This window comes from Streptomyces sp. NPDC026575, from assembly GCF_055567415.1.
This window is the reverse complement of sequence record NZ_JBVHQM010000014.1, coordinates 214371-227879: the sequence shown is the minus strand read 5'-3', so window position 1 is coordinate 227879 and position 13509 is coordinate 214371. Positions and strand designations below refer to the sequence as shown.

The window sequence follows — 13509 nt, the reverse complement described above, 5'->3', positions numbered from 1 at the left end:
CGATAGCTCCGCTATCGAGACGCTCCGGCGCCTTGCGATGCACCGCACCAGACGCCGCGAGCTTCCCGACCCTGACCCATCGGACAGGCCCTAGCGGAAGATCCCGGTGTGCCCCAGGGAGTACCGCCCCGGCTGCGGGTAGACCGCGAGGCCGTGCGGGCCCTGGCCGACCGGGATCTTGGCCAGGGTCTTGCCGGTGCGGGTGTCCAGTGCGTAGACCTCGGAGTGGTAGCGGCCGGAGAGCCACAGGACCTTGCCGTCGGTGGACAGCCCGCCCATGTCGGGACTGCCGCCGCCGCGGATGTGCCACTTGCCGGAGAGCGCGCCGGTCTTGAAGTCGAGCAGGGAGATCGAGCCCTCGCCGCGGTTGGAGATGTACATGGTCTTCGAGTCGCGGCTGACGTAGAGGCCGTGGGCGCCCTTGCCGGTCGGCATCAGCCTGGGCCGGTCGAAGGCGTCGCCGTTGAGCACCCAGATGCCGTCGGCCATCATGTCGGCGATGTACCAGGTCCTGCCGTCCGGGGAGATCTTCACGTCCTGCGGCATGGCACCCTCGAACGGCAGTTTCTCCTTGCCGACGACCTCCATCTTTTCCGTGTCGACCTTCAGCAGCTCACCGGAGAACTCGCAGGAGACGATGAAGTACTTGCCGTCCGGCGAGAAGTCGGCGTGGTTGACGCCGGCGCAGCTGACCGGCACGGTCTTGCGGATCTCCATGCTGTGCGGGTCGCGGAAGACCAGCTGCCGGTCCATGGAGGCCATCACCACCGCGTACTTCCCGTTGGGCGTGAAGTACAGGTTGTACGGGTCGTGGACCTTGACGCGCTTGCCGGCCTTGCCGGTGGCGGGGTCGATCGGGGTGAGGTCGTGCCCCCGGTTGTTGTTGACCCAGAGCGTCTTCATGTCCCAGGACGGCACGACGTGCTGCGGCTGCACGCCGACCGGGATGGTCTCCATGACCTTGTACGTCTTCGGGTCGATGACGCTGACGGTGTCGGACCCGGTGTTGGGGACGTAGATCCGCGACGGGTAGCCCTTGACCTGCGGCGCCAGCCTGCCCGGGCGGTCCGCCGCGTACAGGTCGTGCTGGTCGAGCAGCGGCGGCATCCCGGGCAGGCCCGGTTTGGCGGCCTTGACCGGGGCGCGTTCGACCGGCGGGGGGCTCTGCGCGGCGGGCTTGGTCCCGCCGCTGCAGCCCGCCGCCACCAGCGCACAGGCCGCGGTGAGCAGCGCGGCCGCCCGGTGGCGAAGGCCCCGGCTCGGAAAGCCGGTCGGGGAATCGGTACGGTTCCGGTCAGCCATCAGGTCACTAGCTCCGTTGTCGTCACCGCGCGCAGACCGCGCCGGCGGAGGCCGTCGAGGATGGGGGGCAGCGCGGCCACCGTGCCGGCGTGCCCCAGGTGGAGGCTCACGACCGAGCCCGGCCCGACCGAGTCCAGGACCGTGCGCCGGACGGCCGGGGCACCGGGGTCGTTCGCGTCGAGGGAGTCCACGTCGTAGGACAGGACGTGCGGATAGCCGGCCTTGCGGGCCAGCGAGGTCACCAGCTCCGTGGCCCGCCGGGTCTGCGAGGGGCGGAACCAGCTGCCGATGGTGCCGGTGAGGGTGCGCAGCCGGTCGGCGCAGCGGACGATCTCGGCGTACGCCTCGGCGGCCGGCAGGGCGCAGATCGCGCGGTGGTGCATGGTGTGGTTGCCCAGCTCATGGCCGCCGTCGAGGATGCGGCGGGCCATCGCGGGCTGTTCGTCGAGCCAGTCGCCGACGGCGAGCACGGTGACCTTGGCGCCGGCCCGCTCGGCCTCGCCGAGCAGGGCGGTGGCCAGCCGGGGGTCGCCCGCGCCGTGGAAGGTCAGGGCGACGGCCCGCCCGTCGCGCGGTCCGTGCTCGATCTGTGCGCCCTGGCCGGGCACCCGGGTGGGCCGCCGGGCCGCGGGGGCGGGTGGGTGCCGGCCGGCTCCGGAGGGGCCCGGCCCGCGGACGGCCCGCGCGGCTCCGGGGTCCTCGGCCCGGTCCGGGGCGCAGCCCGCCACCAGCGCGCCGGCCCCCGCGGCCGAGGCGGCCGCGCGCAGCACGGAGCGACGATCCAGTGAAGTCACCACCCCATTAGAGAGGCAACTAATCCGAATTAGGGCGATATGCCCGATTCATCCGTGTACGTGTCGTATCAGGCATCGCCCGGGAGGGCCGCCCCGGGCGGCGGCCCGGTGCCTCAAGCGGGCCAGGCCGCGGCGAGCATCGCCCGTGTGTCGGCGAGGAGTTGGGGCAGCACCTTGGTGTGGCCGACCACCGGCATGAAGTTGGTGTCCCCGCCCCAGCGCGGGACGACGTGCTGGTGGAGATGGGCCGCGATCCCGGCGCCGGCGACCGTGCCCTGGTTCATCCCGATGTTGAAGCCGTGCGCCCCGGAGGCGGTGCGCAGCGCGGTCATCGCCCGCTTGGTGAACTCGGCCAGCTCGGCGGTCTCCGGGCCGTCCAGCTCGGTGTAGTCGGCGACGTGCCGGAACGGGACGACCATGAGGTGGCCGCCGTTGTACGGGTAGAGGTTCAGCACCGCGTAGACCTGCTCACCGCGCGCGATCACGAGGCCGTCCTCGTCCGACTTCGCGGGGATGGTGCAGAACGGGCAGCCGTCGTCGGCCCCCGGGCCGCTCGGTTTGTTCTCGCCCTGGATGTAGGCCATCCGGTGGGGCGTCCACAGGCGCTGGAAGGCGTCCTGCGTCCCGACTCCGATCTGCTGCTCCGGCTCGCTTGTCATACGGGCCAGCATATGGCTTCGTCCATTGGCAGCGTGTCGTTGGGGCGCACAGCGCCGACCGCTCCGCGATGCTGTGGCGATGGACCGGGAAGCGCGGCTGCGGGAGTGGGAGGAGCGGGCCGAGCCGTACCTCCTGGCCGCCTCGGTGCTCTTCCTCGTCTCCTACGCGGTCCGGGTCCTGAACCCCGGCCTCTCCCCCGGCTGGCAGGCATTCTGGGGCCTGGTCACCGTCGTGACCTGGGGCGCCTTCATCGTCGAGTACCTGGCCCGGCTGCTGCTCAGCGAGCACCGCCGGCGCTTCGTCCGCACCCGCTGGCTGGATCTGATCGTGACCGTGCTGCCCCTGCTGCGGCCGCTGCGGCTCGTCGAGACCCACGACCGGATGCAGCGCCGCAGGGACCATCCGCGGCTCGCCCTCGAAGCCCGCGTGATGACCTACACCGGGCTGACCTCGCTGCTCCTGGGCTTCGCCGCGAGCCTGGCCGTCTACCACGACGAGCGCCTCGCCCCGCACTCGACGATCACGACCTTCGGCGACGCGGTGTGGTGGGCCTGCTCGACCCTGACGACCACCGGGTACGGCGACGCCACGCCCGTCACCCCGCGCGGCCGGCTGACCGGCGTGGCGCTGATGTTCGTCGGCGTCGCCCTGGTCGGAGCGGTGGTGGGCTCGTTCTCGTCGTGGCTGGTGCGGCGCTTCCGAGTGGACGGCGAGACATGACGGGGCCCCGGGGAGCCGATCGCTCCCCGGGGCCCCGCGTCACCACCGGCCTCACACCTGGAGGCGGCGCTCCACCACGTCGAGGATCTCGGCGATCGCCTCGTCGCGCGGGATGCCGTTCTTCTGCGCCCCGTCGCGGTAGCGGAAGGACACCGCGCCGGCCGCCATGTCCTCGTCACCGGCGATGACCATGAACGGCACCTTGCTCTTCTGCGCGTTCCTGATCTTCTTCTGCATCCGGTCCGACGAGGAGTCGACCTCGACCCGCAGCCCCTTGGCCTTCGCCTGCGCGGCGAACTCCTGGAGGTAGGGCACGTGCGCGTCACCGATCGGGATGCAGGTCGCCTGCACCGGGGCCAGCCACGCCGGGAACACACCCGCGTAGTGCTCCAGCAGCACGCCGAAGAACCGCTCGATCGAGCCGAACAGGGCGCGGTGCAGCATGACGGGCTGCTGCTTGGAGCCGTCGGCCGCGGTGTACTCCAGGCCGAAGCGCTTGGGCTGGTTGAAGTCCACCTGCAGGGTCGACATCTGCCAGGACCGGCCGATGGCGTCCTTGGCCTGGACGGAGATCTTCGGCCCGTAGTACGCGGCCCCGCCCGGGTCCGGGACCAGCGGGAGGCCCTGCTTCTCGGCCGCCTGGCGCAGCGCCTCGGTGGCCTCCTCCCAGTCCTCGTCCGAGCCGATGAACTTGTCCGACTCGGGGTCGCGGGTGGACAGCTCCAGCTCGAATTCGGTCAGCCCGTAGTCGCGCAGCAGGTCGAGCACGAAGGTCAGGAGCGTGTCGAGCTCCTGGGGCATCTGCTCCTTGGTGCAGTAGATGTGCGAGTCGTCCTGGGTGAAACCGCGCGAGCGGGTCAGGCCGTGCACCACGCCGGACTTCTCGTAGCGGTAGACCGTGCCGAACTCGAAGAGGCGCAGCGGCAGTTCACGGTAGGACCGGCCGCGCGACTTGAAGATCAGGTTGTGCATCGGGCAGTTCATCGCCTTGAGGCGGTAGTTCTGCTCGTCGAACTCGATGGCCGGGAACATCGCCTCGCCGTAGTGCGGCAGATGCCCGGAGATCTCGAAGAGGCGCTCCTTCGAGAGGTGCGGGGTGTTCACGAACTCGTAGCCGGAGACCTCGTGCCGCCGGCGCGAGTAGTCCTCCATCACCTTGCGGACGACGCCGCCCTTGGGGTGGAAGACGGCCAGGCCCGGGCCCAGCTCCTCCGGGAACGAGAAGAGGTCCAGCTCCGCACCGAGCTTGCGGTGGTCGCGCTTCTCGGCCTCGGCGAGGAAGTCCAGATACGCCTTGAGCTCGTCCTTCGTCGGCCAGGCGGTGCCGTAGATCCGCTGCAGCTGCTTGTTCTTCTCGCTGCCGCGCCAGTACGCGGCGGCCGAGCGCATCAGCTTGAACGCGGGGATCACGCGGGTGCTGGGCAGGTGCGGACCGCGGCACAGGTCCTTCCAGCACAGCTCGCCGGTCTTGCCGTCGAGGTTGTCGTAGATCGTCAGCTGCCCGGCGCCGACCTCGGCGGAGGCGCCCTCGGCGGCGTCCGCGGCGGAGCCCTTGAGCCCGATCAGTTCGAGCTTGTACGGCTCGTCGGCCAGCTCCTCGCGCGCGGCGTCGTCGCTGACGGCCCGGCGCGCGAACTTCTGCCCGCGCTTCTGGATCTCCTGCATCTTCTTCTCGATGCGCTTGAGATCGTCCGGGTGGAAGGGGGTCTCGACGTCGAAGTCGTAGTAGAAGCCGTCCTTGATGGGCGGACCGATGCCGAGCTTCGCCTCCGGGAACAGCTCCTGCACGGCCTGGGCCATCACATGCGCGGTGGAGTGCCGCAGGATGTTCAGACCGTCCTGGGAGGTGATGTCGACGGGCTCGACCTCGTCGCCCTCGGCGACCTCGTAGGCCAGGTCCTTCAGCTCCCCGGCCACCCGCGCGGCGACGACACTGCGCTCGCCCTGGAAGAGGTCGGCGGCCGTAGTGCCCGTGGTCACCACGCGTTCTTCCCGCTCGGAATCGCGTTGGACGGTCACACGGACGTCTGACACCGGTCTCTCCTGACTCATGTCTCTTTCGCGACAGCGATTGCTGCGCAGCCGAATCGTACCGAGCCCGCGGACCCGACCGCGAAACGGATTCCGCGCACGGCGCCGTCAGGGGGTGTCGTCCAGCGGCCCGCCGCACGCCTCCTCGAAGAAGTCGAGATTCTCCTGGAGCGACTTCAGCAGACGGTCCCGCTCCGCCTCGTCGACCTGTACGGGCGTGACGTCGCGGCCGCCGGTGATCCGCCGGAAGCCGCCCCGGCTCTCCAGCCGCCCGCTGACCCTGATCGGCAGCCCCACCAGGTGGGCGTGCCCGGCGATCCGGTAGTCCTCCTCCCCCAGCGAGACCCGCACCTGCCCCACATCGGCGCCGGTGATCACCCGCAGCCGGACCGTGCCGGGGCCGCCGGGCCGCTCCCTGCGCAGCCGTACGACCGCGCCGGTCACCCGTACCGGCAGCGACGGCTCGTCGCGCACATAACGCTGGGCTGCCTGCTGGAGCGCGGGCAGGTCGCCGGGGGAGAACTCGACCGGCTCGGGGCGTGCCGGGCAGCCGGCCGGGGCGCCGGCGGCCGGTGACCACTCGACCGCGATCCGCACCCCCTCCGCATCGCGGACCAGCGCGATCAGCGCCTGGGCCAGTTCATGGCAGACGCCCAGCTCGACGGCCGCGTCGAAGGCCTCCATGCCGCCGGTGGCGCGCTGGTAGTCGGTGGCGTCGCGGGCCGCGTGCAGGGCCCGCTGCAGTCCGGTGACCGCCCCGCGCCCACCGCGCACCGGGACGAACGCGGTCAGCCGGCGCCCGCCGGCCGCCGGGCCGACCAGCACCTCGCCCATGAACCCCTCGGCCTGCCGCTTGTGCCGGGCGCCGTAGAAGCCGGCCCGCCCGTACGTGCCCAGCGCCCCTGCGATCAGCATCGAGCGGGCCGCGCCGCGCAGCTGCTCCTGGGCCACCCAGTAGGCGGCGCCCGAGCCGCTCTCGGAGACCTCGCGCTCCCAGCGCACCTCGTCGCTGGGCACCGCCAGCCCCACCAGCACCTCACGCGCGGAGGGAGCGGCGCTCTGCGCCAGCGCCGCCAGCGCCTCGGCGAGCAGCTCCGCGCTGTCGGGGAAGCGGCGGTCGTGCGGCACCAGCAGGCTGGTGCCGCCCACCCCGCCGGGCGGCGTCCATCGGGTGTAGTGGCCGGCGGCGCCGCCCCGGCGGCGCCAGCCGTGCCGGGCCAGCAGCGCGCCGAGCACCGCAGGGTCGAGCAGCGCGGGATCCAGCAGCCGCGCGTCGGGTTCATCGGTCGGCCGGTACATCAGGGTCTCCCTCCCGCCCCGACCCGCGTCATGATCTCGCAGAGCGCTCGGTCGTCGAAGATCCGCGTGGTCGGGATCCGCACAGTGGTCCTGCGCCGGCCGGTCACCGGATGGCCGGCCAGGTTCGTCCAGTAGCAGCAGTGCCGCAGTTCGAGGCGGTCGTGGGAGGCCCGCAGCCAGTCCTGCTGGGTCCGTGGGGCCAGCATCACGACAAGGATCTTGTGCACCGACACGGGCGTACGGGCGAGCTTGGCCAGGTGGTCGTTGTCGAGCGTGAAGGCGAAGGTCGGCCCCGGTGGGCGCGGGGCGGTCTGGTAGGTGCACTTGAGCTGCACCTTGATGGTGACCTCGTCGTCGACGGTGTGGCCCGGCGCGCCATGGCTGACGTGCCAGTCGATTCCGTTGTCCGGGAAGGGCTGCGCCAGCGAACATCCGGAGGCGGCGGCGACCGCGTGCAGATAGCCCACCTGGAGGGTCTCCATACAGGCAGTGGTGGCGAGTCCGCCGCGCTGCGGTGTGGTCCGCTGGGGCAGCAGCCCGCCCGGTTCGGGCTGCGCGAGCGTCATCGCTCAGGGCCTTCCGGGCTGGGGGGAACACCCCCACGATCGATGCGTCTGGGATGACGGGAAGGCGGCGGATCGCGCGGCCCGTCACTGTGGTTGTCTCCGCGTCAAGTGCTCCGCAAACAACGGCGGTTCGACCACCGGGTGGCTCGGGTATCACCAGCTCGGGTGGTATGCGCTGCCATCCCCCGTACAAGCACGAGGAGTTGGGATGATGCCGTGCTGGTATGACGGTCCGCTTGCCGCCTTCGACACCGAGACGACGGGCATCGATGTCGAGCGAGATCGCATCGTCTCCGCGGCCCTGGTGGTCCAGGAGACCCCGCGCTCGACGCCCCGCACCACCCGCTGGCTGATCAACCCCGGCGTCGAGATCCCGGAAGCCGCGACGGCGGTGCACGGGCTGACGGCCGACCATCTCGCCCTGCACGGCCGCTGGCCGGCGCCGGTGCTGGAGGAGGTCGCACGCGCCCTGGCCGCGCAGTCGGTGGCCGGCCGACCGCTGGTGGTGATGAACGCCCCCTTCGATCTGACCCTTCTGGAACGCGAGTTGAAGCGGCACCGCGCCAGCTCGCTCAACGCCTATCTGGGCGCGCACCCGCTGTGCGTCCTGGACCCCCGTGTCCTCGACAAGCACCTGGACCGCTATCGCAAGGGCCGCCGCACGCTCACGGACCTGTGCGCGCATTACGAGGTCGAGCTGACCGACGCGCACGAGGCGGCCGCCGACGCGCTGGCCGCACTGCGCGTCGTGCGCGCCCTGGGCCACCGCTTCGCCGACCGGCTGGAGGGCCTGCACCCGGCGGAGCTGCACACCCGCCAGGCGGTCTGGCACGCGGCCCAGGCCCGGGGGCTGCAGGCGTGGTTCGCCCGCACCGGCAGCTTCGAGGCGGTCGATCCGCATTGGCCGCTGCGTCCCGAACTCCCGGCCGCCGCCTGATGACACCTCAGGAATTCCGCACTCCGCCCGGCAAAGGCCCACTACCGGACGGGAATTCGGCCCGCGGCATTCCGCCGACAAAAAAACCGGGCCACCTTTTGGTGGCCCGGTTCTTGATCCCGGTGGGCGATACTGGGTTCGAACCAGTGACCTCTTCGGTGTGAACGAAGCGCTCTCCCACTGAGCTAATCGCCCGGGTGTCGTCGGGGTTTCCCTCGCGAACGACCTGAACAATACAGGTCGTCCGGGCCTTCCATCAAATTCCTGTCAGCCGCGAGCCAGCCGGGCGGCCAGACCCCGCCGCCCGGCCCGCATCATCAGCGCGTGATTGGCCACGAACAGCGGGCGCCCCACCAGCGCGAACCGCCGCAGCAGCGGCTTGTGGACCTCGACGTCCTGATCGAATACGGCCCGGGTGCCGCCGCCGGCGGGCCGCACCGTCCAGCGCGCCCACCCCGCCAGATCCCCCCGCATCGCGATCTCCAGCAGCCCCGCCTCGGGGTCCCGCACCCGCTCGGTCGCGGTGACCTCAAGGTCGTAGGGCAGCAGCGATCTGAACCGGGCGGTGCCGCTGCGCTCGTCGAGCGCGGTCACCTCGCGGACCTGCGGCCACCACCGGGGGTAGTCCTCGGCCTGCGCCAGGGCGGCATAGACGGCCGCCGGCGGGGCGTCGAGCAGCCATACGCTGCGAAAGCGGTAGTGGTGCAGCCGGCGCGACCAGTCGGGCATGGGCCCAGTGTGCGCCTCGCGGCCGCGCGCGCCCAACAACTGCGACGGCCCGGAGACTTGAAAGTCTCCGGGCCGTCGTCCGGGGTGGGCGATACTGGGTTCGAACCAGTGACCTCTTCGGTGTGAACGAAGCGCTCTCCCACTGAGCTAATCGCCCGGGCGCACCGCCAACATTACCGCACGTCGGCGGGCACTCATGACCATGGGCCGGGCCGCTCGGGCCCAGCGCGGCCGGAACGGCGCCAGGTCACTCGGAGACGTTCCAGGGCATCGCGAAGCCGAACTTCCACACATAGACCGCGAGCACCGCCGCGATGATCACCACGCCGATGGTGGTGAGAATGATGTTGCGGCGCCGCACCTTGGGGTCGAGCGCCTTCTGGGCGGCTTCGGTGACCTTTCGCTTGGTCCACCGCAGCACCAGCTGCGCCCAGACGAATTCCGTCGCCCAGATCGCCATACCGCCGAAGATCACCAGCCAGCCGGGGCCCGGCAGCGGCAGCATGATCACGCCGGCCACGACGACCGCGAGACCGACGACGAAGACCCCGACCTGCCAGCTCATGTGCAGCGGCCGGGAGCGCTTGATGAAGTGCGGCGCCCGCGATCCCAGCGGCTGCTCGGCCGGCACGGCATCCTCCTCGGCGACTCCCGGCCCCCCGTTACTCTGCGTATTCATACTGCCAAACTTACCGGACGGGATCACTCCGCGGAATTACCGCCGAGGACGATCTCGCAATCCGCCGTAAGAGGTACCTGAAACCACTCAAAACCGTCAGAGGGGTTTACAACGGCACCGTAGGTGGCATGTCGATTTCGCCGACGTGCGAATCCCCGAGCGCACACTGAGCGAAAGGCCCTGGCGCTTATGAACACCACGGTCAGCTGCGAGCTGCACCTGCGCCTCGTTGTGTCGAGCGAGTCCTCACTGCCTGTACCCGCGGGCCTGCGGTATGACACGGCCGATCCCTATGCCGTGCATGCCACCTTCCACACCGGAGCCGAGGAGACCGTCGAGTGGGTTTTCGCCCGCGACCTCCTCGCCGAGGGTCTGCATCGACCCACCGGCACCGGAGACGTCCGCGTATGGCCGTCCCGGAGCCACGGGCAGGGCGTTGTCTGCATCGCCCTGAGTTCCCCGGAAGGCGAAGCACTGCTGGAGGCGCCCGCACGGGCCCTCGAGTCGTTCCTCAAAAGGACCGATGCCGCCGTACCGCCCGGTACGGAGCACCGGCATTTCGATCTCGACACCGAGCTCTCCCACATCCTGGCGGAGAGCTGAGACGCGGAGCGGTAACCGAAAGCACTCATCCGCTCACACTTGCGACCGTCCGACTCGGGGAGACGGCGCAGGACCGACAAGTTCATACGGCACACTTCGGCGTCGTCGCCGCGGGCCCACCGCGGAGACGGCGCTGGAGCTTGTTCCCGGCGCTGTGGAGCTTGTTCCAGACGCTTGGGGAGCTTGTTCCAGACGCTAGAGTCGGCGACCATTCGGCAACGACACCGGGCGGCACCCGTCCGGCCTCATGCGGCCAGGGAGCGGAACCGTGATGATCACCCATGACACCCGGTGCGCACTGGACGCGGTCGTCGACCTGCTCAACACCGCCCCGGAGGGCGAAGGGCCCGGCGCGCCGGACAGCCTGACCGACCTGGAGTCCCTGGAGGACTTCGTACGGCGCAACGACGTCAGCGGGGTGGGCGCACTGGGCCCCGGCGATCTGGCGGCCGTACGGGCGGTCCGGGCGCGGTTCGCCGACGTCTTCGCGGCCGAGGACGACCGCACCGCGGCCGAGCGGCTCAACGCGCTGGTGGCCTCGGCGGGCACCACACCGCAGCTGACCGATCACGACGGGTACGACTGGCATGTCCACTACTTCGCGCCGGACGCGTCGGTCGCCGACCATCTGGCCGCGGACGGCGGGATGGCGCTGGCCTTCATCGTCGTCGCCGGCGAGCGCGAGCGGCTGCGGTACTGCGAGGCACCGGACTGCCGGCACACCTTCGTCGATCTCTCCCGCAACCGCTCCCGGCGCTACTGCGACAGCCGCACCTGCGGAAACCGCCTGCATGTCGCGGCCTACCGGGCACGGCGGCGGGAGGCCGCGGGCTGACTCCCGTCATGGCGGGGCGGTGGAGCACGGCCGGCCTCACAGGATGAAGAGGTCGTGTACGGCACCGAGGAGGAGCAGGAAGCCGATGACGGCGAGGAAGAGCATCAGCGGCGGCTGGGACAGCGCGAACAGGCAACCGCGCGGTTCGGCGGACGGGGCGTCGTCTTGGGCGAGGGCGCACTCATCGTTCATCTCGCGCGCATCATGACGCAGATGATCGTCTGACTACGCCCAATAAGCGTCTCAGCAGTGGTAGTTCATCAGATCCCGTGCTTTTTCAGGATCGCTTCGATGTCCGAGAAGTCATCCTTGGGTGCACTGCCCCCGCCCTGCGGGGCCTTCGCCTTGGCGGGCGCGCGCCCGGCGCCGAGGGACGGTGCGGAGGCGGCCGGCGCCACCGCGTCCGGCTTGGCTGCCGCCGCGGACCTGCGCTCCTTGCGGCCGCCGAGCCCGCCCCTGCGGCGCTCCACACCCCGGCTGACCATGAACAGCACGGCGGAGAGCGCGAGCAGGCCGAAGCCGGCCCAGACCGTGGGCTTGAAGACGATGCCGGTGAGCCAGTCGATGACGCCGGTCATCACCAGCCCGATGGGGATCAGCGAAAAGGCGGCGATACGGGTCGCGGCCAGGAACCGCTTGCGGTACGCCGTCAGGGCGGCGATGCCCAGGCCCGCCGCCGACACCGCGGCACAGACGGTCGAGGTCAGCATCCGGTCCTCCTGCCGGTGGATGGGCGAGCAGGCTGCGCTCTGCTCCCTTCCATCCTGCCTTGTCCGGCCCCCCGTCGGCCATGTTCCGGTACGGCATCAGGGACATCTCGGGGTCGCGGTCCTCCGCAGGTCCCAGTTCGGCCGGCCGGCGCCGGGCTGGAAGACTGGCCCCATGAACGACGCCACCACCTCCGCCCCCGTCCGTCCCGTCCTGGACGTCTGGTGCGAACTGCAGTGCCCGGACTGCCGCACCGCCCTCACGGACCTGCGGGCGCTGCGCGAGCGCTACGGCGACCGGCTGGACATCCGGCTGCGCCACTTCCCCCTGGCGAAGCACCCGCACGCCTATGTGGCCGCCCAGGCCGCCGAGGAGGCCATGGAGCAGGGGCAGGGCTGGCCGTACGTCGAGGCGGTGCTGGCGCGCACCGAGGAGCTCGGCAAGCGCGGCGAGAAGCTGCTGCTGGAGGTCGCCGGGGAGCTGGGGCTCGACACCGAGGAGCTGGACACCGCGCTGATCGACGGGCGGCATCTGCTGATCGTCGACGCGGACCAGGCCGAGGGGAAGGCGATCGGGGTGACCGGCACCCCGACGTATGTGATCGGCGACGAGCGGCTGGACGGCGGCAAGAGCCAGGACGGCCTGCGCGCCCGCGTCGAGGAGATCGCCGACCGTCTGCTGGCCGAGCAGGGCTAACGGGTGTCCGATGGGGCGGGGGCGGGCCCGGCCATGATCCACCGGAGCGGTCGCTGAGCCCGGTGCCGGGGGTGTGCCGGCCCGCTCACAGGATCGGCTTCCACAGCAGGTGCGCCCTGGGCCGGTAGCCCAGCGAGTCGTACAGACCGCGGGCCGGCGCGTTGTCCGCGTAGACGTTCAGGCCGAGGCCGGTGCACCCCGCGGCCAGGCTCTCGCGCTCGGCGACCAGCATCAGGGTGCGGCCGTGGCCGCGCCCGCGGTGGCCGGGCGCCACCTGGACGTCGACGACATAGCCGCCCGGCTGCTGCGGCATCCGCAGCGCGACCCAGACGCTGCCGACCTCCGCGCCGTCGTGGACGAGGACCCGCAGCACCTGGTCGGCGGTGGCCGCGCCGTCCGGCAGCAGCGCGCGATGGGCCGCCAGCGCGCTCTCCTCGGCGCGGTCGCGGGACATCCCCTGCCCCAGCTGGGTACGGACGTACTCGGCGAGCGCGGCCTCGCGCCAGCCCGGGTACTCCGCCTCCTCCAGCGGCCGGTCGCGGCTGCCCTCCGGCAGGCGGGGCGGCCCGGCCAGCGGCTTGCTCATCGTGCGGCTGCGCTCGGTGTAGCCCAGGGCCGCCGCGAGCCGCAGGGCGGCCTCGGCCTCCGCCGGGACGGTCAGCTCGATCTGCCGGCAGCCCCAGCCGCGCAGCACCTCCTCGGCGGCGAGCGCGGCGACGGTGGCGCGGCCGCGGTGCCGGTCCGCCGGGTCGATGTTCAGGTACCCGATCCGGCCGGCCGTCGGGCCGAAACGGGCGTCCGTCGCCAGGTGGATCCCGCCGACCCGGCGGCTGTTGACGCAGACGTCGTACCGGCGGGCCCGGGTGCCGTCGTCCTGTCGTTCTTCCGGTCCGGCGGGGCGCAGCGTAGTGGTCACGAGGACTTTCTACTCGCCCCGCGCGGGCCCGTCA

General features: G+C 71.3%; 16 protein-coding genes and 2 tRNA genes. 5 read left to right on the top strand and 13 right to left on the bottom strand.

The genetic code is table 11. The features are described 5' to 3' along the window. Window positions 1–90: 90 nt before the first annotated feature. The 3 genes from ACZ4NB_RS21375 to ACZ4NB_RS21365 form a co-directional block, all read right to left on the bottom strand. Window positions 91–1302 carry a YncE family protein gene (locus ACZ4NB_RS21375; protein ID WP_467663670.1) on the bottom strand — a complete coding sequence of 404 codons (1212 nt, stop codon included), beginning with the start codon at window positions 1300–1302 and terminating at the stop codon, window positions 91–93. Beyond that, the gene (locus ACZ4NB_RS21370; protein WP_467663668.1) at window positions 1302–2096 is read right to left on the bottom strand and encodes a polysaccharide deacetylase family protein; all 795 of its coding nucleotides are present in this window, start codon (window positions 2094–2096) and stop codon (window positions 1302–1304) included. The genes ACZ4NB_RS21375 and ACZ4NB_RS21370 overlap by 1 nt, the downstream gene beginning before the upstream one ends. A 113-nt stretch (window positions 2097–2209) precedes the next feature. Continuing rightward, window positions 2210–2767, bottom strand: coding sequence for an HIT family protein (locus ACZ4NB_RS21365; protein ID WP_467663667.1), 558 nt, complete (start codon window positions 2765–2767; stop codon window positions 2210–2212). Window positions 2768–2834: 67 nt separating this feature from the next. On the opposite strand from ACZ4NB_RS21365, the gene ACZ4NB_RS21360 reads away from it, so the two are divergent. After that, on the top strand, window positions 2835–3476 hold the full coding sequence (locus ACZ4NB_RS21360) for a potassium channel family protein (protein WP_467663665.1): 642 nt from the start codon (window positions 2835–2837) through the stop codon (window positions 3474–3476). A gap of 51 nt (window positions 3477–3527) precedes the next feature. On the opposite strand, the gene thrS is transcribed toward ACZ4NB_RS21360, so the two are convergent. The 3 genes from thrS to ACZ4NB_RS21345 form a co-directional block, all read right to left on the bottom strand. Beyond that, entirely contained in the window at window positions 3528–5510 is a 1983-nt protein-coding gene (gene thrS / locus ACZ4NB_RS21355) for a threonine--tRNA ligase (RefSeq protein ID WP_467663663.1), read from the bottom strand. Between the two features lie 105 nt (window positions 5511–5615). Next, window positions 5616–6806, bottom strand: coding sequence for a hypothetical protein (locus ACZ4NB_RS21350; RefSeq protein ID WP_467663661.1), 1191 nt, complete (start codon window positions 6804–6806; stop codon window positions 5616–5618). After that, complete coding sequence (locus ACZ4NB_RS21345) at window positions 6806–7372, bottom strand: DUF4365 domain-containing protein (protein WP_467663660.1); 567 nt, start codon at window positions 7370–7372, stop codon at window positions 6806–6808. The genes ACZ4NB_RS21350 and ACZ4NB_RS21345 overlap by 1 nt, the downstream gene beginning before the upstream one ends. A 211-nt stretch (window positions 7373–7583) precedes the next feature. Between ACZ4NB_RS21345 and ACZ4NB_RS21340 the strand changes: the two genes are divergently transcribed. Further along, on the top strand, window positions 7584–8309 hold the full coding sequence (locus ACZ4NB_RS21340; RefSeq protein ID WP_393488508.1) for an exonuclease domain-containing protein: 726 nt from the start codon (window positions 7584–7586) through the stop codon (window positions 8307–8309). 123 nt (window positions 8310–8432) lie between these two features. Here the strand turns inward: ACZ4NB_RS21340 and ACZ4NB_RS21335 are convergent. From ACZ4NB_RS21335 to ACZ4NB_RS21320, 4 genes are all read right to left on the bottom strand, one after another. Beyond that, window positions 8433–8504: transfer RNA gene (locus ACZ4NB_RS21335), tRNA-Val, on the bottom strand. Window positions 8505–8576: 72 nt separating this feature from the next. Beyond that, window positions 8577–9038: an SRPBCC family protein gene (locus tag ACZ4NB_RS21330; RefSeq protein WP_467663659.1), complete on the bottom strand. Its 462-nt coding sequence runs from the start codon at window positions 9036–9038 to the stop codon at window positions 8577–8579. Between the two features lie 85 nt (window positions 9039–9123). Then, window positions 9124–9195: transfer RNA gene (locus tag ACZ4NB_RS21325), tRNA-Val, on the bottom strand. Window positions 9196–9285: 90 nt separating this feature from the next. Further along, window positions 9286–9717, bottom strand: a complete 432-nt coding sequence (locus tag ACZ4NB_RS21320) for a TIGR02611 family protein (protein ID WP_467663657.1) — start codon at window positions 9715–9717, stop codon at window positions 9286–9288. 189 nt (window positions 9718–9906) lie between these two features. Here ACZ4NB_RS21320 and ACZ4NB_RS21315 point away from each other — a divergent pair, with 189 nt between their 5' ends. Then, window positions 9907–10320 (top strand): SsgA family sporulation/cell division regulator, encoded by a 414-nt coding sequence (locus tag ACZ4NB_RS21315; protein WP_003959770.1) that lies wholly within the window; start codon window positions 9907–9909, stop codon window positions 10318–10320. 268 nt (window positions 10321–10588) lie between these two features. Continuing rightward, entirely contained in the window at window positions 10589–11155 is a 567-nt protein-coding gene (locus ACZ4NB_RS21310; protein WP_467663656.1) for a CGNR zinc finger domain-containing protein, read from the top strand. Between the two features lie 36 nt (window positions 11156–11191). Here the strand turns inward: ACZ4NB_RS21310 and ACZ4NB_RS21305 are convergent, their stop codons facing one another. Further along, window positions 11192–11347: a hypothetical protein gene (locus tag ACZ4NB_RS21305; protein ID WP_384428953.1), complete on the bottom strand. Its 156-nt coding sequence runs from the start codon at window positions 11345–11347 to the stop codon at window positions 11192–11194. Window positions 11348–11415: 68 nt separating this feature from the next. Then, on the bottom strand, window positions 11416–11865 hold the full coding sequence (locus ACZ4NB_RS21300; RefSeq protein ID WP_467663654.1) for a hypothetical protein: 450 nt from the start codon (window positions 11863–11865) through the stop codon (window positions 11416–11418). A gap of 172 nt (window positions 11866–12037) precedes the next feature. Here ACZ4NB_RS21300 and ACZ4NB_RS21295 point away from each other — a divergent pair, with 172 nt between their 5' ends. Then, window positions 12038–12559: a DsbA family protein gene (locus ACZ4NB_RS21295; protein ID WP_467663652.1), complete on the top strand. Its 522-nt coding sequence runs from the start codon at window positions 12038–12040 to the stop codon at window positions 12557–12559. Between the two features lie 85 nt (window positions 12560–12644). On the opposite strand, the gene ACZ4NB_RS21290 is transcribed toward ACZ4NB_RS21295, so the two are convergent. After that, window positions 12645–13475, bottom strand: coding sequence for a GNAT family N-acetyltransferase (locus tag ACZ4NB_RS21290; protein ID WP_467663650.1), 831 nt, complete (start codon window positions 13473–13475; stop codon window positions 12645–12647). Between the last annotated feature and the right edge of the window lie 34 nt (window positions 13476–13509).

Coding starts and splice junctions, on each gene's coding strand:
- ACZ4NB_RS21350 (WP_467663661.1), bottom strand. CDS start 6,806: ATGTACCGGCCGACCGATGAACCCGACGCGCGGCTGCTGGATCCCGCG.
- ACZ4NB_RS21315 (WP_003959770.1), top strand. CDS start 9,907: ATGAACACCACGGTCAGCTGCGAGCTGCACCTGCGCCTCGTTGTGTCG.
- ACZ4NB_RS21365 (WP_467663667.1), bottom strand. CDS start 2,767: ATGCTGGCCCGTATGACAAGCGAGCCGGAGCAGCAGATCGGAGTCGGG.
- ACZ4NB_RS21375 (WP_467663670.1), bottom strand. CDS start 1,302: ATGGCTGACCGGAACCGTACCGATTCCCCGACCGGCTTTCCGAGCCGG.
- ACZ4NB_RS21345 (WP_467663660.1), bottom strand. CDS start 7,372: ATGACGCTCGCGCAGCCCGAACCGGGCGGGCTGCTGCCCCAGCGGACC.
- ACZ4NB_RS21330 (WP_467663659.1), bottom strand. CDS start 9,038: ATGCCCGACTGGTCGCGCCGGCTGCACCACTACCGCTTTCGCAGCGTA.
- ACZ4NB_RS21305 (WP_384428953.1), bottom strand. CDS start 11,347: ATGAACGATGAGTGCGCCCTCGCCCAAGACGACGCCCCGTCCGCCGAA.
- ACZ4NB_RS21360 (WP_467663665.1), top strand. CDS start 2,835: ATGGACCGGGAAGCGCGGCTGCGGGAGTGGGAGGAGCGGGCCGAGCCG.
- ACZ4NB_RS21320 (WP_467663657.1), bottom strand. CDS start 9,717: ATGAATACGCAGAGTAACGGGGGGCCGGGAGTCGCCGAGGAGGATGCC.
- ACZ4NB_RS21300 (WP_467663654.1), bottom strand. CDS start 11,865: ATGCTGACCTCGACCGTCTGTGCCGCGGTGTCGGCGGCGGGCCTGGGC.
- ACZ4NB_RS21340 (WP_393488508.1), top strand. CDS start 7,584: ATGCCGTGCTGGTATGACGGTCCGCTTGCCGCCTTCGACACCGAGACG.
- ACZ4NB_RS21295 (WP_467663652.1), top strand. CDS start 12,038: ATGAACGACGCCACCACCTCCGCCCCCGTCCGTCCCGTCCTGGACGTC.